This is a genomic window from Paenibacillus sp. GD4 (assembly GCF_030846225.1).
GTDB lineage: Bacteria > Bacillota > Bacilli > Paenibacillales > NBRC-103111 > Paenibacillus_G > Paenibacillus_G silviterrae.
Window position 1 is genome coordinate 4925947 of record NZ_JAVCYK010000001.1, and the last position, 21629, is coordinate 4947575.

A 21629-nucleotide genomic window follows, 5' to 3' on the forward strand; every position below is an offset into this window, starting at 1 on the left:
GCCGAATTTCAAATGGATGTGCTGAAGGAAGTCGGCAACATCGGTGCCGGTCATGCAGCAACGGCCTTATCCAAGCTGCTTGACAAGCCTGTCGATATGCAGGTTCCTAAAGTGCGCATGGTTCCCTTCGAGGAAATTGCAGATAGCGTTGGCGGTGCGGAGCAAGTCGTAATCGCTATCTTCCTGCGGGTGGAAGGGGAAACTCCGGGAAATCTGTTTTTTATCCTTACACTGGAATCTTCCAAAAAACTGCTGCGGAACTTAGTAGGAATTGAAGTGGTCCATGACGAAGAATATACGGAGATGGAGCTGTCCGCGTTAAGCGAGATCGGAAATATTTTAGCGGGCTCCTATCTTACGTCGCTTGCGGATTTCACGAATCTGAACATGTCACCGACCGTACCGGCCTTAGCCATCGATATGGCCGGCGCGATCTTAAGCTACGGTCTCCTCCAATTCGGTCAAATGGGAGATCAGGCCTTGTTGATAGACACGAAGTTTTTAGATGGACTTGATCAGGTCGAGGGTCACTTTTTCCTCATTCCCGACCCGGAATCGTTCGATAAGATTTTCGTCGCTCTGGGAGTGCAAACTCCATGATACAAGACAATCTCATCAAGGTAGGGATGGCGGACCTGAATGTGACGCATTTGACCGGGGTGCTGAAAACAACAGGTTTGGGTTCTTGTGTCGGTCTTACACTATATGATGCAAGGACAAAAATTGCCGGGATGGCCCATGTTATGCTGCCAAGCTCGGAAATTGCGAAGGAAGGCAAGCTGAATATCGCGAAATATGCGGATACGGCGATACCGGAAATGATCAAGCGGATGCAAGCTCTCGGTGCACAAGTGAGCAGAATGCAGGCGAAAATGGCGGGCGGAGCACAAATGTTCGCCTTCGGGAGTTCGGATACGATGCGCATTGGGCCGAGGAATGTGGAGTCCTGTAAAGAATTGCTTTTAAGCTACAAGATTCCTATCTTAGCGGAAGATACGGGTGGTAATTATGGTAGAACTATTGAATTCGATTGTGAAACCGGCATCCTTGTCATTCGCAGCGTGCAGCAGGGAGTCAAGGAACTGTAAGCCATGATTGGATCAATTCGGATTAACTTTATCGTCGGTGCCGTCGCTTTCTTTCTCACCTTATTGCTTTCCATGACCAGCAATGTTTGGACGACCACTTTGCTGCGCAGCGTATACAGCTTCATCATCGTATTTCTGATTGTATTTTTGTGCCGTTACGTGCTTGGTACGGTTGCCGGAATGAGCCATCCCCCTGCAGGGGCCGAGGAGCAGCCGGATGAGCAGCATAAGGGTAAGGCTTTCGATGCGGTGACGCCACCGGACGAAGACGAGGTGCTGCATCAGATGCTGCGGGACCAAGCCTCCCCAAAAGACCAGGAGGAAAGTGTATTTACACCTTTGAATCCTCCCAAGCTATCTACGAAGACCAATATGGAACCTGAAGAGTTGGCGCAGGCTCTGCGTCGCATGTCAGAAGAGTAAGGGTGGTGATGAGGGATCATGATGGGGCAGAAATCGCATTTAGCTAACATCGAAATGTGGAAACGATGGAGAGAAGAAGGCATACTTGAAGCGAAGCAGGCCTTGATTGAGAGTTATTTACCGCTTGTTGATTACGTCTCCGGCCGTCTTTCCATAGGTCTACCCAAGAACGTGTCTAAGGACGATTTATCCAGCTTCGGAATCATGGGACTGATTGACGCCATTGAAAAATTCGATTATGAACGCGGTTTGCAGTTTGAGACCTATGCATCCTGGCGCATTCGCGGAGCCATTATCGACGGCCTGCGCCAGGGTGATTGGGTCCCCCGCTCTGTTCGCGAGAAAGCCAAAAAAGTGGAAGAAGCCTATCAGAAGCTTGAACAACAGTATTTACGCACTGTCACAGACGCGGAAGTGAGCTCTTACCTTAATATTTCAGAAACTGAATTTCAGCAGATGGTGCAAGACATCGCCATCACTACCGTTTGTTCTATTGATGATCCTATTCGCGAAGAAGATTCGGAGACTCGACTCTCGTTATTAATAGATGAAAGAGCAAAGAATCCTGAAGATAAAGTCAATGAGGTTTACTTAAAGGAAACGCTCGCCAAAGCCATTGAACGTCTTACGGAAAAGGAAAGAACCGTCGTTTCCTTATTTTATTACGAGGAGCTATCGCTCAGTGAAATCGCTGAGGTCATGAACCTCTCTCCTTCCCGAATCTCACAATTGCATTCCAAGGCGATTCTACGATTAAGAGGTGTATTAAGCCGGTACAAAACGCAATTATTCCAAGAGTAGCTGACCTAAAGCGGATAGGGGGTAGCATATGAGTGAACATACGATGCCGTTAACATATTATATGGATATCGTTCTCTCTGAAGACAAGCTGAGCGCATACCTGCAGTTTACGAATGTCGATGACAACTTTAGGATATCCAAAGAACAACTGGATGAGTTTATCAAAAGCCATCATCTCGTTCATGGTGTAGATTACGTCAAGCTTGAGGCCATAGCCAAGGATCCGAAGGCTTACTTTTTGACCAAGACATTAATTGCTTCCGGAGATGAGCCAAAGAACGGGCAGGATGGTTATGTGAAATATTTGTATGATCTCGACGATCAGACCAAGCGCCCGACAGAGCTTGAGGACGGCACGGTAGATTATAAAGAGGTTACGACGATTCACAATGTTCGCAAAGGTCAGCTTATCGGACAACGAGTCCTTGCAACGCAAGGAGTTGCGGGCAAGGCGGTTACCGGGGAAACGTTGTTTGCCAAGGATGGCAAGGAAGCACGTTTCAAGCTTGGCAAAAATGTCGTTATCGATGTGGAGCAAATTTCGTTATATGCCGCCATTGACGGCATGGTCACCAAAACAGAGCGCGATAAGATCAATGTCTTCCCGATTTTCGAAGTGAACGGGGATGTCGATTATAATATCGGGAATATTGATTTTGTCGGGACGGTCGTCATTCGCGGCAGCGTGCTTACCGGATTCCGAGTGAAAGCATCTGGAGATATTCGGATTACCGGCAGCATTGACGGAGCTGATTTGGAGGCGGGAGGCTCGATAGAGATTACGGCAGGCATTCTGGGGCATAACAAATCTGTCATTCGTGCCGGTAAGCGGGTCAAAAGCTCTTTTATCCAGGATGCCACCGTAGAAGCAGGGGAAGAAGTGCTCGTTTCCCAGAGCATTATGCACTCAACGATTCGTGCCGGAAAACAAGTGATTTGCAAAGGGACGAAAGGTCTTATTGTAGGGGGAACGATACAAGCGGGCGAGTTTGTACAGGGGAGAACGATCGGGAATACGATGTCCACGATCACCGTGATCGAAGTAGGCGTATTGCCAGAGCTGCGCAACGAGCTGCTTCAGCTTCGTGCCCATGTGAAAGCGGTGAATGAGAGCCTGGATAAAACGGAAAAGGCATTGACCCTGCTGGACCAATTGGCCGCAGCAGGACAGCTGGGACCGGATAAGGTAGGCATGAGGATTAAGCTGAACCACACCAAGAAGCAGGCGATGGAGGATTTGCTTACTTCGAAGGAACGAATGCTGGAGATAGAGAAATCGCTGGAGGATTCCGAAAACGCGAAGGTTGAGGTATTATCCGTTGTCTATGGCGGTACTAAGCTCGTCATCGGACGTTATACCAAATTTATTAAGGATCCTACCTCACGCATGAAATTTCAGCTTTCCGACGGAGATATTGCGATGCTTCCGCTAGTATAATCCATTCAGATTATTGCGAGAGGTGAGTGTTCAGATGAACATGAAGCCGGTCGAGATGCAGTTTGCGCTGCATAAGAACGATGAGGTCGGTCTCAAGCAGCATCAGCTTCAGCATAAGCCGATCCAAGACCAGGCCGTCCTGCTGGAGGCTTCGGAACGAAAAACGGAGAACGACCGCCAGATCAGCTCGAAAACGGAAGAAACCGCACACGCTTTCATACGGGATGAGTCTAAGCAATCCGGCGGACACCCGAAGGAACGAAAGCGGAAAAGGCAGGAGCCCGGCTCCGCTGGGCAGCCAAGCCAGGCTCGTGCTAAGGATCATCCCTTTAAGGGTCATCACATTGATTTGTCATTGTAAATATGCTGTGGAAAAGGTGGGTACATGGATCAACCGTGGGTTTTGATTGTTCTAGTCGGTCTGGTGCTCATTGTGTATGCAAGAATGCAGCCGTCCTCCAAAAGCGATAAAGGCTCTCCGGGGGTCAATATGAAGGAGCTGGAGGAAACCATGGAGCATTTTGCCGCGGAGCTTGAAGAGCAGAATCAAGCTCTAATCGGCATGTTTGCAGAAACTAAGAAGGAGCACGCTGTTCAAACGGCTAAACTGACTGCAAGGATAGAAGCGCTTGAGAAACATAATCAACATCAGCAGCAGGAGCTGCTCAGGCTGTCGTATGCCCTGGAGCAGCAGCCTAAGCTTACAGCAGCAGTGGAGAAGGGCGCCATTTTGACCTCCAATACTGAAGCTGCTCTTATTGACGTGCCTACAGCGGTTGAACAAACCCCTGTAACGCCCGAGCCTGCTACGGAGAGCATTAAGCAGCGCTACGGAACTTTATTCGAGCTGTACGACCAAGGAAAGTCGATAGAGATGATCGCGAAAAAGCTCGGTATGAATAAAGGAGAAGTGAGCTTAATCATACAACTGGCGAAGCAGGAGGAGAGGGTCAATGCTTAAGAATCGGTCCCTGATGTATGGCCTAGGCTTCGGTTTGATCATCGGTGCCGCGCTTCTTCAGTTGATGAATGCTGCCTCTACCGGCAGGGAGGGTGCCCCTGCACCGGAGACTGCTCCTACCGCCGTTCAACAGCTGGATAAAGAGCAGCTTAAGAGCGCGGCTTCGAAACACTTTCAAGTGTTCGAGAAGGATCAGAAGGTATATACGCAGGCGGAAGCCGATAATCTTATTCAGCAAAAGGTCAATGAAGAAAAGGCGAAACAGCCGGCTCAAGCAGCCACTCCTGTCCGCGAAACCTACGTGTATATCTCCAAAGGGATGAGTGCATCTCAAGTGGCCGAGTCTCTGTATCAAAGCGGGGTCATAACGGACCGCAAATCGTTCGAGGATCAGATGATTTCGCAGCAGCTTACTGGCCGGATCGTTTCCGGTGTACATGCCTTTAAAGGGCCTGCCCCAATGGACCAGACGCAAGTAATTTCAAACATTACAACGCCGTAATCGGCTCCCGACATGGGGGCCGATTTTTCACTTCCCCGTTCTAAACGGACAAGGTGTTGCATACGAAATTCAGTTGTGGTATAGTAATTGACGGTGTTGAAAACACACGCATGTCAATCCTGGCGAGGGTGCTTCTTCATTAGGAGAAGTTTTGCTTGGAGATGCGACTTGCGGCGGAGCAATACTACAAAAACCAATTTAGAGGAGGTGTGTGAGGATGGCAGTTATCTCCATGAAACAGCTGCTCGAGGCTGGGGTACACTTCGGTCATCAGACTCGTCGCTGGAACCCGAAAATGGATAGATACATCTTCACTGAAAGAAACGGTATTTACATTATTGACCTGCAAAAGACGGTTAAGAAAGTTGAGGAAGCTTACAACTTCGTTCGTTCTGTTGCAGAAGAGAACGGTACGATTTTGTTCGTAGGTACGAAAAAGCAAGCTCAAGATTCCGTTAAGGAAGAAGCTGAGCGTTGCGGAATGTACTTCATCAACCAGCGTTGGCTCGGCGGTACATTGACCAACTTCCAAACGATCCAAAAGCGGATCGATCGCTTGAAAACTCTTGAGAAGTGGGAAGAGGACGGCACGTTCGAACTGCTTCCTAAGAAAGAAGTTATCATCCTCCGTAAAGAAAAGGATCGCCTCGAGAAATTCTTGGGCGGCATTAAGAATATGAAGGGTCTGCCTAGCGCATTGTTCGTAATCGACCCTCGTAAAGAGCGTATCGCAGTTGCGGAAGCTCGTAAGCTCGGTATCCCAATCGTAGGTATCGTTGATACAAACTGCGATCCGGACGAAATCGACTACGTTATCCCTGGTAACGACGATGCAATCCGTGCCGTGAAGCTGCTGACAGCCAAAATTGCCGATGCAGTAGTAGAAGCTCACCAAGGCGAGCAAACAACGGCTTAATCTAGCGACGAATGAATAAAAAGGGTGGTTTAAAGGTGCTTGCAGCCTTTCACCGCCCTTTTTTTAAAGTACATAAAATTGAGAATTTAGGAGGCCCATCAGATGGCAGTAAGTGCAGCAGCAGTAAAAGAATTGCGTGAAAAAACCGGAGCAGGTATGCTCGATTGCAAAAAGGCATTGGAAGAAGCAAACGGCGATTTGACGAAAGCTTCCGAAATCCTTCGTGAAAAAGGTCTTGCCGCGGCAGCGAAAAAGTCCGACCGTATCGCTACGGAAGGCATGATCGAATCCTATATTCATGCCGGCGGTAAAATCGGCGTTCTGGTAGAAGTAAACAGCGAAACCGACTTCGTTGCAAAGAACGAGCAGTTCCGTACATTTGTTCGCGACGTAGCTCTTCACATCGCTGCATCGAATCCGAAATATCTTCGTCGTGACGAAGTTCCTCAAGAGGCTCTGGATAAAGAGCGCGAAATCTTGACGAATCAAGCTCTGAACGAAGGCAAGCCTGAGAAAATCGTTGAGAAGATCGTTGAAGGCCGTCTGGCGAAGTACTACGAAGAGTATTGCTTGCTGGAGCAGCCGTTCATTAAGGATCCGGACAAATCCGTTGAGGAAGTTCTTAAGGAAAAAATCGCTACGATCGGCGAAAACTTGTCCATCCGTCGTTTCGTTCGTTTCGAGCTTGGAGAAGGCCTTGAGAAGAAACAAGAAAACTTTGCAGAAGAAGTTATGTCTCAAGTGAAGCTGTAAATCATAGATAATGACAGAAGAGGAACACTATGTGTTCCTTCTTTTGTAAGCATAAGCAGTTATGGTTTTAGAACGGAGGGGTTAGCGTGACAAGTCCTACCTATAAACGCGTCATATTGAAGTTGAGCGGTGAAGCGCTGGCAGGTCAGCAAGGCTACGGCATCGATTCAGGTATGATTAATTCGATCGCCCAACAGGTAAAAGAGGTTGTCGACCTGCAAGTTGAGGTTGCGATCGTTGTCGGCGGAGGCAACATCTGGAGAGGAATCGCAGGCAGCGCGAAGGGAATCGACCGGGCAACCGCAGACTACATGGGCATGCTGGCGACCGTGATGAATTCCCTGGCGCTTCAAGATGCGCTCGAAACCATCGGAGTCCCTACGCGCGTTCAATCCTCGATCACAATGCAGCAGGTGGCTGAGCCTTACATTCGCCGCAGAGCGATTCGCCACTTGGAAAAGGGCCGTGTCGTCATTTTTGCGGCAGGTACAGGGAATCCGTACTTCTCCACAGACACGACAGCAGCGCTTCGTGCGGCGGAGATAGAAGCGGAAGTGATCCTGATGGCTAAGAATAAAGTGGATGGCGTATATACGGCTGACCCGTTCAAGGATGCGTCAGCGCAGAAATACGAAACCTTGACTTATATGGAAGTATTAAATAACAACCTTGGTGTTATGGATTCGACCGCTTCTTCGCTTTGTATGGACAATAACATCCCGCTGATTGTGTTCTCCATTACGGAGAGCGGTAATATCAAACGTGTCGTATTGGGTGAAAAGATCGGTACGATTGTGAAAGGGAGTGTATAATCGATGCCTCAATCCATCAAAAAAAATGCAGAAGAACGTATGGACAAAGCGATTGGTTCTTTGAAAAAGGAGCTTGCTTCACTTAGAGCAGGACGTGCGACACCGGCGCTGCTGGATCGCGTGCAAGTGGAGTACTATGGAGCGATGACGCCGGTCAATCAGCTGGCGAACATCAACACGCCGGATTCCCGGACGCTCATGATTCAGCCATGGGATAAGGGCTCTGTAGCAGCCATTGAGAAAGCGATCATGAAATCGGATCTTGGCCTCACGCCTTCGAACGACGGCAGCTCGATTCGAATTGTGATTCCGGCATTGACGGAAGAGCGCCGAGCGGAGCTGGTGAAGATGACGAAGAAATTCGGCGAAGAAGCAAAGGTAGCTATTCGCAACATTCGCCGTGACGCCAACGATGATATCAAAAAGCTCGAAAAAACGGGAATCTCCGAAGACGAATCCCGTCGCCACCAGGAGGATATCCAAAAGTTCACGGACAAGTTCATCGGAGAAGTGGATAAGGTGCTTGCGGCAAAAGAAAAGGAAATAATGGAAGTATAACCGGTAAAGACCCCCTTAAACGAGGGGGCTTTTAGTCTTTCCTAATGGGGGACCAAGAAATGAAGCCTTTTAAGAAATGGTTTGGAGCAAAGCCGGAGGGCGAGAGCATTCAGAGCCAGCTGGATACCGACAACATTCCGAACCATGTAGCCGTCATTATGGATGGTAACGGACGTTGGGCGCAAAAGCGCGGCTTGCCCAGAGTGGCCGGACATCACTCCGGGATGAAGAATGTGAAGAGAGTGACCATGGCCGCCAGTGAAATCGGTGTTCGAGTGTTGACTCTATATGCTTTCTCGACGGAGAACTGGAAACGGCCGAAAGAGGAAGTAGACTACTTGATGAAGCTTCCGATGGAATTTTTTCCGAAGGAAATCGAGGAACTCATTGCCAATAACGTTCAAATTCGCATGACAGGCTGGCAGGAGGGGCTCCCTGACTACACATTAAAGGCTGTGCAGGATGCCATCGACCAAACCAAAAACAACACGGGTCTTATTCTGAATTTTGCTCTAAACTACGGCAGCAGAAAAGAAATGCTCGCAGGAGTCAAGCGGATAGCTGAAGATGTGAAGCAAAATAAAGTGAAGATTGATGAGATTTCGGAAGCTTTATTCTCCGAATATTTACTGACGCACCCGCTTCCGGATCCGGATTTGTTGATTCGTACCAGCGGCGAGCTTCGCATCAGTAATTTCATGCTATGGCAGCTTGCCTATTCCGAGTTGTGGTTTACTGACCTGAGCTGGCCGGAGTTTACTGAACAGCATTTTTATGAAGCGATTCGAGAATACCAGCGCCGCGCCAGAAGATATGGCGGTCTGTAGCCTATGATGGAGGAATCGATTTGAAGCAGCGCATCATTACCGGATTGATTGCCGGTATTGGCTTTTTCCTGTTGCTTTATGCCGGGAGCTATCCGTTTGCCGGTCTTATCTTGATTTTATCCGTGATCGGCTACGATGAGTTTTTACGCATGAATGATTTAAAGAAGAATAAAGCCGTTACGTATCTTGGCTATGCCGGTGTCATTTTATTAACGTTACCATGGCAAAATACGATGCCATCCTCTTGGCTTCGTACGGAGCATGTCCTGTGGCTGCTGATGTTCCTGCTGCTGGCAATCACAGTACTTTCCAAGAACAAAATTACCATTGATCACATTGCCATGATGTTCCTTGGCATGGTCTATGTGGGCATCGGCTTTCATTATATGATCGAAACGAGGCTGATGGAGGGCAGCGGGCTGTTCTGGACACTGCTGATCTTCTTGTGCATCTGGGCAAGCGATTCCGGTGCCTATTTTACCGGTACTTGGCTTGGACGAACACCGCTATGGCCGACCATCAGTCCGAAAAAATCTGTGGAGGGCTCGCTAGGAGGCGTCGCCATTGCCGTTGTCGTAGCGATCGTCTTCGCTCTCGTACGACCGGAGCTGTTATCCATAGGTCATGCTGTATTGATGGGAGCTGTCATAGCGATTGTAGGCCAGCTTGGGGATTTGATGCAATCCGCTTACAAGAGAGTGAAAGGAATCAAGGATACAGGCACGCTGCTGCCAGGGCATGGGGGCGTTCTGGATCGAACGGACAGCTGGATTATCGTCTTTCCTTTCGTTCATCTGTTATCGCTCCTGCCGCAGCTGTAGATTAGACTAGAGGGTGAAGCTTGTGAAAAAAATCAGTATCCTGGGCTCCACCGGCTCGATCGGTACGCAAACGCTGGATGTGATTTCTCATTATCCGGAGCAATTCGAAGTTGTTGCGCTCGCGGGTGGTCATAATGTGGAACTGCTTGCCGAGCAGGTGAAGCGTTTTCGTCCGTCTGTGGTTTCCGTAGCTACTCAAGCTGCAGCCGATCAACTGATCGGTCGGGTTCCTTCGGGAGTGAAGGTGCTTTATGGTGATGAGGGGCTGTTGGAGACGGCGGCCGGCAACGATGCGGATACCGTGGTTACAGCCGTGGTGGGAAGCCAAGGCCTGAAACCGACGCTGGCGGCGATTGAAGCCGGGAAGCAGATCGGGCTTGCGAACAAGGAAACGCTGATTACCGCAGGACATCTGGTTACAGAGGCTTGCCAGCGGCACGGTGTTGAGCTTCTGCCTATCGATAGCGAGCATTCCGCTATTTTTCAGTGCTTGAATGGGGAATCGAGTGACCGGATTCATAAAATCACTTTAACGGCTTCAGGCGGATCGTTTCGGGATCGGAAACGGGAGGAGCTGGCAGGGGTTACCGTTAAGGAAGCACTGAACCATCCGAACTGGTCGATGGGTGCAAAAATAACGATTGATTCGGCGACGATGGTGAATAAAGGCCTTGAGGTGATGGAGGCGCACTGGCTGTTCGGCTTGTCCTATGATCAGATTGAAGTGCTGATCCACCCGGAGAGTATTATTCATTCGTTCGTTGAATTCGTGGACCATAGCATCATCGCGCAGTTGGGCTTGCCCGATATGCGGGTACCGATTCAATATGCCTTGACCTATCCGGATCGGATGCCCACTCCTACAGGGAGATTAAGGCTGGCCGAGGTAGGCAAGCTGCAATTTCGGGATATGGATTTCGAGCGATATCCGTGCATGCGGATGGCCTTCGAGAGCGGCAGGGCCGGCGGCTCGGTGCCGACGGTATTTAATGCCGCTAATGAAATCGCCGTAGCCCGCTTTCTGCAGGAAGACATTTCTTTCCTGCAAATCGAGGACATCATTGAAACGGTGCTCTCGAAGCACCAAAGAGTGGTGGCACCGACGCTCGAGGAAATCACGGAGATCGACGCGTGGGCTAGAAGGACGGCCGGTGCGACCCTATAAAATTCTCCTCCTTCCCTGTCTACACGGACGGAATGTTTTCAGCAGCACGATAATATGTTCATAGCATGGCTTAGCTTGTATTCCTACGGGCAATAATGTTAATCTTATTACAAGTATATGCCTTTCCATGACTGACCATATATCGCTTAAGGAGGCTGCTAACCGGTTGGCTACTTTTCAGAATGTTTTCCAAATTGTACTGATGTTTTTCGTTCTCGTGACGATTCATGAATGGGGACACTATTACTTTGCCAAGCGGGCAGGCATTCTCGTTCGAGAGTTCGCGATCGGCTTCGGACCGAAGCTGCTCTCCTTTAAGAAAGGCGAAACCCGCTACACGCTTCGTTTGCTTCCGATCGGCGGCTTCGTCCGGATGGCCGGTGAAGATCCCGAGATTGTACAGATCAATCCGGGCCAACGGATTGCCGTCGCACTGCAGGGCAACAAGGTGACCCATATTTACTTGAATGAGTTCGAGAAGCGTTCGGATACGATCATCGGTTTAGTGGAGCAAATCGATCTGGAGCACGATCTTTTCGTTCGTTTGGACCTGGACGGTGACGTACAGCGTTATCCGATTCATCCGCAAGCGATGATGGTAAGCAAGGATCGTGAGACGCAGATTGCTCCATGGAACCGTCAGTTCGGCAGTAAGAAGGTCGGCCAGCGTGCAATGGCCATCTTCGCGGGACCGCTGATGAATTTCATCCTAGCTTTCATCTTATTTGTAACTGTTGTTTTTCTGGCCGGTGTGCCGGATAAAGTGCAGGTTCAGGAGGTTTCCCAGAACTCAGCTGCCGTTAAAGCGGGGCTGCAGAAGGGAGATATCATTCTTAGCGTCAACGGAGAGCAGATCGGTGCCGATCGCAATAAGCTGACCAATCTGATACGAGGCTCAGTAAATCAACCTATGGTGTGGATTATTGAGCGCAATCAGGAGCACCTCCGCAAGGAGGTAACTCCTATGGATAAAGGAGACGGCAGCGGTCTGGTAGGAGTAACGCTGATGGCGCTCACGCGGCCTGCTACGGTAACGGAGGGCTTTGCTAACGGCTGGTCGACGCTAAGCGGAGCCAGCATATCGATTCTGGACAGCTTCGGCAAGCTGGTGACGCTTCAGTTCAAGATGGATGATCTTGGCGGTCCAGTGCGGATTGTGGAGTTTACGAGCGAGCAAGTGAAGGCGGGATTGCCTTATTACATCAATTGGGCTGCGCTGATGAGCTTGTACTTAGGCATCTTCAATCTGCTTCCTTTCCCGGCCTTAGACGGTAGCCGTCTGGTGTTCCTGCTCTTTGAAGCGGTACGCGGGAAGCCGGTGGATCCGAATCGCGAGAGCATGGTGCATTTCGTTGGCTTTGCGATGCTGATGCTGCTGATGATCGCCGTAACTTATAACGATATATTGCGTTTGATTAAGGGATAAATCGATCCATTGGATGTAGTCGTAGGGGGAAAACCATGTCGAACGAAAAGCAGTTTGTAAAAGAGATTACGCCGCAAAGCGAGGATTTCTCTCGCTGGTATATCGATGTTATTAAAAAGGCCGACCTGATGAGCTATTCCCCGGTTCGGGGATGTATCGTATTCAAGCCGGACAGCTATGAAATCTGGGAGCACATTCAGCGAGAGCTGGATCGCCGCTTTAAAGAAACGGGACATCGCAATGCTTACTTCCCGATCTTTATCCCGGAGAGCTTCTTTCAAAAGGAGAAGGAGCACGTCGAGGGGTTCAATCCGGAGCTCCCTTGGGTAACGGAAGCCGGAGGAGAGAAACTGGAGGAGCGCCTCGCGATCCGTCCTACTTCCGAAACCATGATCGGACATATGTATTCGGAATGGATTAATTCGTACCGCGATTTGCCTTTGTTGATCAACCAATGGGCGAACGTCGTCCGTTGGGAGAAGCGGACTCAGCCGTTCCTTCGCACCAGCGAATTCCTGTGGCAGGAAGGCCACACGGCTCATGAGGACGAAGCCGACGCGCGCAAGGAAACGATGCAAATGCTGGAAATTTACCGGGATTTTGCTGAAAACTACTTGGCAATTCCGGTCATTGTCGGTCAGAAGACGCCTTCGGAGAAGTTTGCCGGCGCGGTCGATACCTACTCGATCGAGGCAATGATGAAGGACGGGAAGGCCGTACAGGCAGGGACCTCCCACTATCTGGGCACGAACTTCGCTGTGGCCTTTGATATTAAATATTTGGATCGCGAAAATCAGCATACGTTCTGCCACACCACATCCTGGGGTGTCAGCACACGTCTGATCGGCGCGTTGATTATGGTACACGGGGACGACCGCGGCTTGGCGCTTCCTCCGAAAGTAGCACCGACCCAAGTCATCATGATTCCGATTGGCCCTCCGAAAACCCGTGAGCAAGTGGTTGGACGGGTAGATGAACTGTATGCTCAGCTGAAGGCAGCAGGAGTGCGCGTGAAGGTGGACGACCGTCCTGATCAGAGCCCGGGCTGGAAGTTCAACGAGTACGAAATGCGCGGCGTACCGGTACGCGTAGAGCTCGGTCCTCGTGACATGGATAACGGAGTGGTTGTTCTTGTATCCCGTATCACAGGTGAAAAGAGAATCGTGCCGCAGGAGAACTTTGTCGAGGAAGTACAAAAACTGTTGACGGAAACTCAGCAGGAAATGTATGATCGAGCTAAGAGATTCCGTGATGAATCACTCACCACGGTGGATACATTGGATGAAATGAAGTCGTTCCTCGAGCAGAAACGCGGCTTCGTGTATGCCGGCTGGTGCGGTTCCAACGCTTGCGAGGCGCAGGTGAAGGAAGAAACCGGTGCAACAAGCCGGAACATACCGTTCGAGACGCCGACGAAGAAGTCCAAGTGTCTTGTATGCGGCGACGACGCCAAACACACCGTCCTTTTCGGACGCGCTTATTAATTTTATATTTTGAGTAGATGACAAAATGCCAATTTGGATAAAGGGGTAGTTCCGTAGAGTTTACGTGCCGCCTTTGAAATCAGATATGATCCGCCATACGGTGTAATCAAAAATATCTGATTTCAAGAGCGGCCGAAGGGACACCCCTTATCCACATTACGAGCATTTTTTCATTTACAGGGGGGACCAGTCAGTGAGCAGTACCGCTCTGAAAAGAGACCGCTTCGAAATGCTGATGCACCAGGCGGGTGTTCCGACCGATGTAATCCAATCCTTTTTTTCGGACGGATACATCGATAAGGTGGAGACAAGCCGAAAGAACCGGGAATGGGCCTTTTTCATCGTCAAAAGTCAAATCGTACCGCAAGACATTTATCGTACCTTTTGCCGCATGATCCGGGACAAGTTCTCCCACATCGCTGCGATACGCTTTGTACTGCAATATACGCCAGAGGTGACTCCAGAGCAGATTGCGCAGGAATATTGGAGCATGTTCATCGAATGGGTGCAGCAGGAAGCCGCCTCCATTAACGGCTGGATGACCAAGGCAAAGATTGAAGTCAAGGATCGACAGCTTACTTTATTGCTCCTTGATTCCATCGGCCTGGAGCTGGCTAAGAAGAAAAATGTCGGTGATTTCATACGAACTTATTTTCATACTTATTTTGATGTAGAGTTTCAAGTGAAGTACGCGGTCAATGACAAGCGTGAATTAGAATTTGAGAAGATGCGCAAGCAGATTGAGAAGGAAGAAGCGGAAGTAACGCAGCACATCATAACGTCGGTGGAAGCCGAAGCCCAGGCGGATGCGGAAGCGCCGGAAGGCGAAATCAAGCTCATGGTCGGTTATGACATTAAGGATCAGCCCGTACCGCTGCAGGATGTGAAAGACGAGGAAAAGAAAATAACGCTGCAAGGCTCCGTTTTCGGTGTCGAAATGAAAGAACTGAGAAACGGAAGCACCTTGTTTACGTTCAATATAACGGATTTCAGCGATTCCATCATGTGTAAGGCTTTTGCTAAGACGAAGGAAGACGTTAAGGTACTGAGTTTAATCGAGGACGGTAAGTGGATTAAGGTACGCGGCCGCGTGGAGTATGACCGGTTTATGCAGATTCCGGAGCTGGTGATGATTCCTTCGGATATTAATGAAGTGATTGCTCCTCCGGATCGGAAGGACGATGCTGCCGAGAAACGCGTCGAGTTCCACTTGCATACCACGATGAGTACGATGGACGGCATTACATCCGTGGATCAGTATATCAAACAAGCGGCTAAGTGGGGACATAAAGCCATCGCCATAACGGACCACGGCGGCATCCAGTGTTACCCGGAGGCGGAGAAGGCCGGGAAGAAAAACGGCATTAAGATCATTTATGGCCTAGAGGCCAACATTGTCGACGATTCCGTTCTGGTCGTTATGAACCCGGAGGAACGCGATCTGCGCGAAGCCGAGTATGTCGTGTTCGATATCGAGACGACAGGCCTCTCCGTAACGAATAATAAGATCATCGAGATCGCCGGCGTCAAAATGAAGGACGGCAAAGAGATTGACCGGTTTGCAACCTTCATTAATCCGCATGAGCGGATTCCATATAATATTCAGCAGCTGACCAATATCAACGATGACATGGTAAAGGATGCGCCGGAGCTCGAGGAGATGCTGCCTAAGTTCCTTGAGTTTGTCGGAAACTGTGTGTTAGTCGCACATAATGCGCGCTTCGATATTGGTTTTATCCAGCATAACTGCAAAAAGCTCGGACTTGCGGAAGTCACGAACCCGGTGCTCGATACACTGGAAATGGCCAGAATGCTATTTCCGTCGATGAAGAATCATCGGTTGAATACACTGGCAGATAAATTCAAGGTGAGCCTGGAAAATCATCACCGGGCGATCGACGATTCCATTGCGCTCGGACATGTCATGTACCACCTGATTAAGGAAGCGACGGAGAATGGCTATACGACGCTGAACCGACTGAACGATAACGTAGGGAAAAACCTGGCTACGACAAGACCGTTTCACTGCTGCATTTACGCCAAGAATATGGTCGGCAAGAAAAACCTTTATACGTTGGTGTCTCTCTCACATACGGAATATTTTCATCGTGTGCCGTGCATTCCGAAGAGCAAGCTCCAAGAGCTGCGGGAAGGTCTCATTATTGCTTCGGGCTGCGAGAAGGGTGAATTTTTCGAAACGGTCATGAACAAGTCTGTTGAGGAAGCGGAGCAGGTCGCCGAGTTCTATGACGTGCTTGAGATTCAGCCCATCACCGTGAATATGCATTTGGTCGAAAAAGGCTTTATTGCAGGCCCGGAGCAGCTGCAGAATGCCAATCGCAAAGTGGTAGAAATGGGACGTAAGCTTGGGAAGCCGGTCATTGCTACAGGGAATGTCCATTACTTGCGTCCAAGAGATAAAATTTGCCGCGATATTACGATTCATGGAATCACCGGCTTCAGTCCGCTGAAGGATATCCGCAAGCCGGACGTGCATTTCCGCACAACCAAGGAGATGCTGGAGGAATTCAGTTATTTGGGCGAAGACACGGCCTTTGAGGTCGTCGTAAAAAATACCTCGGAGCTCGCGGATCAGTTCGAGTCGCTGCAGCTTTTCCCGGATAAGCTTTTCACTCCTATCATTGACGGGGCAGAGGAAGAAATCCGCAGTAAGTGTTATGAAACCGCCAAAGCGCTTTACGGCGAACCGATTCCGGAAGTGGTTACGGCACGTTTGGAGAAGGAGCTTGTTCCGATTATTAAATACGGCTTCTCGGCCAACTACCTAATCTCGGAGCGGCTTGTTAAAAAATCGAACGAAGACGGCTACCTGGTCGGTTCCCGTGGATCCGTCGGCTCTTCCGTTGTTGCGACCTTCCTTGGTATTTCCGAGGTCAACCCGCTGCCCCCGCACTACACGTGCAGATCTTGTCAGTTCAGTGAATGGTTCCTCGACGGATCGATTCCAAGCGGCTTTGACCTGCCGGATAAGGATTGTCCCAAGTGCGGGGCGAAGCTGAAGGGAGAGGGGCAGGACATTCCGTTCGAAACGTTCCTCGGCTTTAAAGGGGACAAGGTTCCCGATATCGATTTGAACTTCTCCGGAGAATATCAGCCGCATGCGCACAACTATACCAAGGTGCTGTTCGGTGAAAAGGCTGTATTCCGAGCGGGTACGATCGGTACGGTTGCGGAGAAGACGGCCTACGGCTTCGTAAAGAAGTATGAAGAGGATCAGGGCAAGAAGTGGCGCGGCGCCGAGCTGAACCGATTAGCTGCCGGCTGTACGGGAGTCAAGCGAAGTACAGGACAGCATCCCGGCGGGATCGTCGTCGTTCCGGATTACATCGATGTAGATGATATCACGCCGGTGCAATTCCCTGCGGACGATACAAGCGCCGAGTGGAAAACGACGCATTTTGACTATCACGCCTTCGATGCGAACCTGCTCAAGCTGGATATTCTGGGTCACGATGACCCGACGATGATGCGGATGCTTCAGGACTTAACCGGTGTTGATCCGACCACCATTCCAATGAATGACCCTAAGGTCATGAGCATGTTCAACTCAACGACTGCGCTAGGCGTATCGCCGGAACAGATTCGTTCGCCGGTTGCAACGTATGGGGTTCCCGAAATGGGGACCAAGTTCGTGCGCCAGATGCTTGAGGAATCGAAGCCGTCTACATTTGCAGACTTGCTGCAGATTTCCGGCTTGTCCCACGGAACGGGAGTTTGGCTCGATAATGCGCAAGAGCTCATTCGTAAAGGGATTTGTACGATCAAGACCGTAATCGGGTGTCGCGACGATATTATGTTGTTCTTAATTTATAAGGCAGGAATGGACGCGGCGCTCGCCTTCAAAATTACGGAGAGCGTGCGGAAAGGAAAAGGCTTAACGGAAGAATGGAAGGAAGAGATGAAGCGCTGCAATGTGCCGAAATGGTACATTGATTCCTGCGAGAAGATCCAGTACATGTTCCCGAAGGCGCACGCAGCGGCTTACGTAATTTCCGCCGTTCGTACCGCTTACTTCAAGCTGTATTATCCGATCGCCTATTACGCGACCTACTTCTCCGTTCGTGCATCGGATTTTGAACTGGATTTGCTGTGTCAAGGGTACGATGCCATTCTGCGGCGCTTGATTGAAATTGAGGACAAAGGCTTCCAGGCAGCGCCGAAGGAGAAGGCGATGGTATCCATTCTGGAGATGGCGCTGGAAATGACGGCACGGGGCTTCTCCTTCAAGCCGGTCGATCTGTACAGATCGGACGCAACGAAGTTCCTGATTGAAGGGGACTCGTTGATTCCTCCTTTTGCAGCGATCGGCGGCATCGGGGAGAATGCGGCGAAAGCGATCGCGGCTGCCAGGGAGGACGGCCCTTATCTGTCCATCGAGGATTTCCAATCGCGAAGCAAGGCGTCAAAGTCGATCGTCGAGCTGCTGAACGGGATGGGCTGCTTCCGCGGGCTTCCTGAAAGCAATCAGCTGTCTTTATTTTAAAGGCTGACGGCACGCCCGGCTGCCTAAGGGTTTGTTGCATCAAAACTGCACTTATGGTATAATCTTCAAAGGTAACAATGTAATAACTCGAACTCGGAGAGTGGGGAAACCCACTCTTTACATTTTGTATACGGCAGAAAAGCGTTACAGCTGGTCTGTTTTCGATAGGAGGTTAACGATTGAGTAAGGACATTCATTCCACTGTGGAAGCGCTGGTTCGCCCTTTTTTGGAGGAGAACGAGTTTGAGCTGGTCGACATCGAGTTTGTGAAGGAGGGCGGCAACTGGTTCCTTCGCGTGTATGTCGATAAAGAAGGCGGCATCGACATTGATGATTGCGGACGCGTTAGTGAATACCTGAGCGCGAGGCTGGATGAGAAGGACCCGATTGAGCAGGCGTATTTTCTCGAAGTCTCCTCTCCGGGGGCGGAGCGTCCTCTGAAAAAGGTGCAGGATTACCACAAAGCGGTGGGAGAGCACGTGTTTGTCACAACATACGAACCGATTGACGGGCTGAAGGAATTCGAGGGAAAGCTCGCTTCCTTCGACGAAGAGACACTTGTTATTGAGATCGGCAAAAAAAAGCATATCCTGCCCTATAATAAGGTAGCTTCAGCAAGACTTGCTATCGTATTCTAATGGATCGGATTTCGAGAGCTGTCGGCTCTTATTTTATGAGAGGGGGAACTCCATTCTAATGAACATGGATTTTATCGAAGCACTGAATGAAATCGAACGGGATCGAGGCATTGCGAAGGAAGTATTGATCGATGCTATCGAGGCTGCCTTGATCTCAAGCTATAAGCGCAACTTTAATACGGCGCAAAACGTTCGTGTGGACATCAATCGTCATACGGGCTTGATCAAGGTTTACGCAAGAAAAACCATCGTGGACGAGGTGCTTGATCCGCGTATGGAAATTTCGCTGCATGCCGCGCGGGAAATGAACCCGAACTACACGCTGAATGACATCGTGGAGATCGAGGTGACTCCGCGCGACTTCGGACGTATCGCGGCACAAACGGCGAAACAGGTTGTTACTCAGCGGATTCGCGAGGCGGAGCGTGGTCTCATTTACAACGCTTACGTGGATAAGGAAGAGGATATCGTGAACGGGATCGTACAGCGTCAGGATCAGCGGAACCTGTACATCGACCTCGGCAAAATCGAAGCGGCCATGCCGCTCAGCGAGCTGATGCCAACGGATAAATTCGTTCACGGCGACCGTGTGAAGGCCTATATTACGAAGGTTGAGAATACGACAAAGGGACCGCAGATCATTCTGTCGCGTACGCATCCCGGCTTGCTGAAACGTCTTTTCGAGCTGGAAGTGCCGGAGATTTTCCAGGGCGTCGTGGAAATACGTTCCGTTGCCCGCGAAGCCGGCTTCCGTTCCAAGATCGCGGTATACAGCCGTAATGCCGAGGTCGATCCGGTTGGCTCCTGCGTAGGTCCGAAGGGCATGCGCGTACAGACGATTGTAAACGAACTGAAGGGCGAGAAGATTGACATCGTTCGCTGGGTCGATAACGTAGAGGAATATGTGGCGAATGCGCTCAGCCCGTCCAAGGTGCTGGAGGTACAAGTATTCGAAGCCGAGAAGATGGCGCGCGTCATTGTTCCGGATTATCAGCTGTCGCTGGCCATCGGGATCAAAGGGCAAAATGCCCGCCTTGCAGCCAAGCTTACGGGCTGGAAGATCGATATCAAGAGTGAAACGCAGGCGGAACAAGAATTCGGCCGCGAGAAGACGTATACGGAAGAAATGCATCAGGATTCGGTCAGCATCGATTAATCGGGTACGCATATAGCCATACGGGAGGGTGATCGTTAGATGAAGCAACGCAAAATTCCTCTTCGCAAATGTGTCGCCTGCCAGCAGATGATGCCTAAGAAAGAGCTGATCCGTGTGGTCAAGACGCCTACCGATGAGATGCTCATCGATTTGACCGGTAAGAAGTCCGGACGCGGCGCTTACCTGTGCGGCAAGGTATCCTGCTTTAAGCTCGCCAAGAAATCACGAGCGTTTGATCGTGCCTTGAAGGCTTCGGTAAGTCCGGAAATTTACGATGCGCTGGAGCAGGATTTCATCAAGGTAGAGGACGAATTTATTGCCGGGAAAGCGGCGGTGGACGAAGATGAGTCAGACGAATGATAGATTTTTTTCTCAGCTCGGGCTGGCGATGCGGGCAGGCAAAATAGTAGCGGGCGAGGGCATGGTGATCGATTCCGTACGGTCCGGAGAAGCCAAGTTGGTTATTATTTCGGAGGACGCTTCGGAAGGCACATTCAAGAAGGTTAACGATAAATGCAGTTATTATCATGTTCCTATTCATCAGTACGGCAGCAGGGTGCAGCTCGGGTCAAGTATCGGAAAGGAAGCGCGGGTCGTGATCGCCGTCACCGATGCGGGATTTGCGCGGATGTTGATGAAGCCATCGGGAAAACGTACGGAGGTGGAGAGTATTGACTAATCAGGACAATAATAAAGATAAACTAAGAGTATACGAATATGCTAAACAGATGAACATGAGCAGCAAGGAAATTATTACGATTCTGAAACGAATCGGAATACCAGTGAACAACCATATGAGCGTAATGGAGAACGATGCGGTGAGTAGTGTAGAGAAGTTTTTTAAAGATGTTAAAGCAAATGCAGCAGCGAAGCGTGACGGCGGCTCGGTTAAACCGGCCGACAAGTCGCAGGCTCCGCGTCAGGAGAAGCAGCAGACTGTAGCAGTACAACCGAAGCCGGAGCAGAAGCAAGCTCCGCAAGTGACGGCAGTGACACCGAAGCCGGCGGATAAGCCAGCCGGCGAAAGCCCAGCGGCGCCATCGGGCCAAGCTGCCTCGGGCAGTGCGGAATCGCGCCCAAGCGGCGGCTACCAAGGCAACCGCGATCGCCAAGGCCAAGGAGGCCAGGGCGGCGGCTACCAGGGCAACCGTGAACGCCAAGGCGGCGGCTACCAAGGCAACCGCGGCGGTCAAGGTCAAGGAGGCCAAGGCGGCGGCTATCAAGGCAACCGCGGCGGTCAAGGTCAAGGAGGCCAGGGCGGCGGCTATCAAGGCAACCGCGGCGGTCAAGGTCAAGGAGGCCAAGGCGGCGGCTATCAAGGCAACCGCGGCGGTGCAGCTCAAGGAGGCCAAGGCG

23 protein-coding genes are annotated in these 21629 nt (G+C 50.5%); all 23 read left to right on the forward strand.

What is annotated here, in order from left to right; translation table 11 throughout:
- The first annotated feature begins 12 nt into the window (after nucleotides 1-12).
- Nucleotides 13-600 (forward strand): chemotaxis protein CheC, encoded by a 588-nt coding sequence (locus tag RAC89_RS23315; RefSeq protein ID WP_372516707.1) that lies wholly within the window; start codon nucleotides 13-15, stop codon nucleotides 598-600.
- Entirely contained in the window at nucleotides 597-1088 is a 492-nt protein-coding gene (locus tag RAC89_RS23320) for a chemotaxis protein CheD (RefSeq protein ID WP_306615984.1), read from the forward strand. Before RAC89_RS23315 ends, RAC89_RS23320 begins: the two co-directional genes overlap by 4 nt.
- A 3-nt stretch (nucleotides 1089-1091) precedes the next feature.
- Nucleotides 1092-1511: a hypothetical protein gene (locus RAC89_RS23325; protein WP_306615985.1), complete on the forward strand. Its 420-nt coding sequence runs from the start codon at nucleotides 1092-1094 to the stop codon at nucleotides 1509-1511.
- Between the two features lie 18 nt (nucleotides 1512-1529).
- Complete coding sequence (locus RAC89_RS23330; RefSeq protein WP_306615986.1) at nucleotides 1530-2312, forward strand: FliA/WhiG family RNA polymerase sigma factor; 783 nt, start codon at nucleotides 1530-1532, stop codon at nucleotides 2310-2312.
- A gap of 28 nt (nucleotides 2313-2340) precedes the next feature.
- Nucleotides 2341-3750, forward strand: a complete 1410-nt coding sequence (locus RAC89_RS23335; RefSeq protein ID WP_306615987.1) for a flagellar assembly protein A — start codon at nucleotides 2341-2343, stop codon at nucleotides 3748-3750.
- 34 nt (nucleotides 3751-3784) lie between these two features.
- Nucleotides 3785-4111, forward strand: coding sequence for a hypothetical protein (locus tag RAC89_RS23340; protein ID WP_306615988.1), 327 nt, complete (start codon nucleotides 3785-3787; stop codon nucleotides 4109-4111).
- Between the two features lie 24 nt (nucleotides 4112-4135).
- On the forward strand, nucleotides 4136-4711 hold the full coding sequence (locus tag RAC89_RS23345; protein WP_306615989.1) for a DUF6115 domain-containing protein: 576 nt from the start codon (nucleotides 4136-4138) through the stop codon (nucleotides 4709-4711).
- Entirely contained in the window at nucleotides 4704-5213 is a 510-nt protein-coding gene (locus RAC89_RS23350) for a hypothetical protein (RefSeq protein WP_306615990.1), read from the forward strand. The genes RAC89_RS23345 and RAC89_RS23350 overlap by 8 nt, the downstream gene beginning before the upstream one ends.
- 217 nt (nucleotides 5214-5430) lie before the next feature.
- Nucleotides 5431-6129, forward strand: a complete 699-nt coding sequence (rpsB, locus tag RAC89_RS23355) for a 30S ribosomal protein S2 (protein ID WP_284639094.1) — start codon at nucleotides 5431-5433, stop codon at nucleotides 6127-6129.
- A gap of 102 nt (nucleotides 6130-6231) precedes the next feature.
- Nucleotides 6232-6882, forward strand: coding sequence for a translation elongation factor Ts (tsf, locus tag RAC89_RS23360; protein WP_306615991.1), 651 nt, complete (start codon nucleotides 6232-6234; stop codon nucleotides 6880-6882).
- Between the two features lie 86 nt (nucleotides 6883-6968).
- Nucleotides 6969-7694 (forward strand): UMP kinase, encoded by a 726-nt coding sequence (gene pyrH, locus RAC89_RS23365; RefSeq protein ID WP_284639096.1) that lies wholly within the window; start codon nucleotides 6969-6971, stop codon nucleotides 7692-7694.
- 3 nt (nucleotides 7695-7697) lie between these two features.
- Nucleotides 7698-8252 (forward strand): ribosome recycling factor, encoded by a 555-nt coding sequence (gene frr / locus RAC89_RS23370; RefSeq protein WP_284639097.1) that lies wholly within the window; start codon nucleotides 7698-7700, stop codon nucleotides 8250-8252.
- Nucleotides 8253-8311: 59 nt separating this feature from the next.
- The gene (locus tag RAC89_RS23375) at nucleotides 8312-9079 is read left to right on the forward strand and encodes an undecaprenyl pyrophosphate synthase (protein ID WP_306615992.1); all 768 of its coding nucleotides are present in this window, start codon (nucleotides 8312-8314) and stop codon (nucleotides 9077-9079) included.
- A 20-nt stretch (nucleotides 9080-9099) separates the two neighbouring features.
- Nucleotides 9100-9900 (forward strand): phosphatidate cytidylyltransferase, encoded by an 801-nt coding sequence (locus RAC89_RS23380; RefSeq protein WP_306615993.1) that lies wholly within the window; start codon nucleotides 9100-9102, stop codon nucleotides 9898-9900.
- 22 nt (nucleotides 9901-9922) lie between these two features.
- Nucleotides 9923-11065 (forward strand): 1-deoxy-D-xylulose-5-phosphate reductoisomerase, encoded by a 1143-nt coding sequence (locus tag RAC89_RS23385; RefSeq protein ID WP_306615994.1) that lies wholly within the window; start codon nucleotides 9923-9925, stop codon nucleotides 11063-11065.
- A gap of 166 nt (nucleotides 11066-11231) precedes the next feature.
- A complete protein-coding gene (rseP, locus tag RAC89_RS23390) occupies nucleotides 11232-12491 on the forward strand; it encodes an RIP metalloprotease RseP (protein ID WP_306615995.1) in 1260 nt (419 codons plus the stop codon).
- 35 nt (nucleotides 12492-12526) lie between these two features.
- Nucleotides 12527-13975 (forward strand): proline--tRNA ligase, encoded by a 1449-nt coding sequence (proS, locus tag RAC89_RS23395; RefSeq protein ID WP_284639103.1) that lies wholly within the window; start codon nucleotides 12527-12529, stop codon nucleotides 13973-13975.
- Between the two features lie 193 nt (nucleotides 13976-14168).
- Nucleotides 14169-18479 (forward strand): PolC-type DNA polymerase III, encoded by a 4311-nt coding sequence (locus RAC89_RS23400; RefSeq protein ID WP_306615996.1) that lies wholly within the window; start codon nucleotides 14169-14171, stop codon nucleotides 18477-18479.
- Nucleotides 18480-18658: 179 nt separating this feature from the next.
- Nucleotides 18659-19117: a ribosome maturation factor RimP gene (gene rimP / locus RAC89_RS23405; protein ID WP_306615997.1), complete on the forward strand. Its 459-nt coding sequence runs from the start codon at nucleotides 18659-18661 to the stop codon at nucleotides 19115-19117.
- A 58-nt stretch (nucleotides 19118-19175) separates the two neighbouring features.
- Complete coding sequence (nusA, locus tag RAC89_RS23410) at nucleotides 19176-20273, forward strand: transcription termination factor NusA (RefSeq protein ID WP_306615998.1); 1098 nt, start codon at nucleotides 19176-19178, stop codon at nucleotides 20271-20273.
- A gap of 39 nt (nucleotides 20274-20312) precedes the next feature.
- Nucleotides 20313-20633 (forward strand): RNase P modulator RnpM, encoded by a 321-nt coding sequence (gene rnpM / locus RAC89_RS23415; protein ID WP_306615999.1) that lies wholly within the window; start codon nucleotides 20313-20315, stop codon nucleotides 20631-20633.
- Nucleotides 20617-20952: a YlxQ family RNA-binding protein gene (locus tag RAC89_RS23420; protein ID WP_306616000.1), complete on the forward strand. Its 336-nt coding sequence runs from the start codon at nucleotides 20617-20619 to the stop codon at nucleotides 20950-20952. Before rnpM ends, RAC89_RS23420 begins: the two co-directional genes overlap by 17 nt.
- The coding region (locus RAC89_RS23425; protein WP_306616001.1) for a translation initiation factor IF-2 N-terminal domain-containing protein at nucleotides 20945-21629 on the forward strand (685 nt) is incomplete at its 3' end. The genes RAC89_RS23420 and RAC89_RS23425, both read left to right, overlap by 8 nt.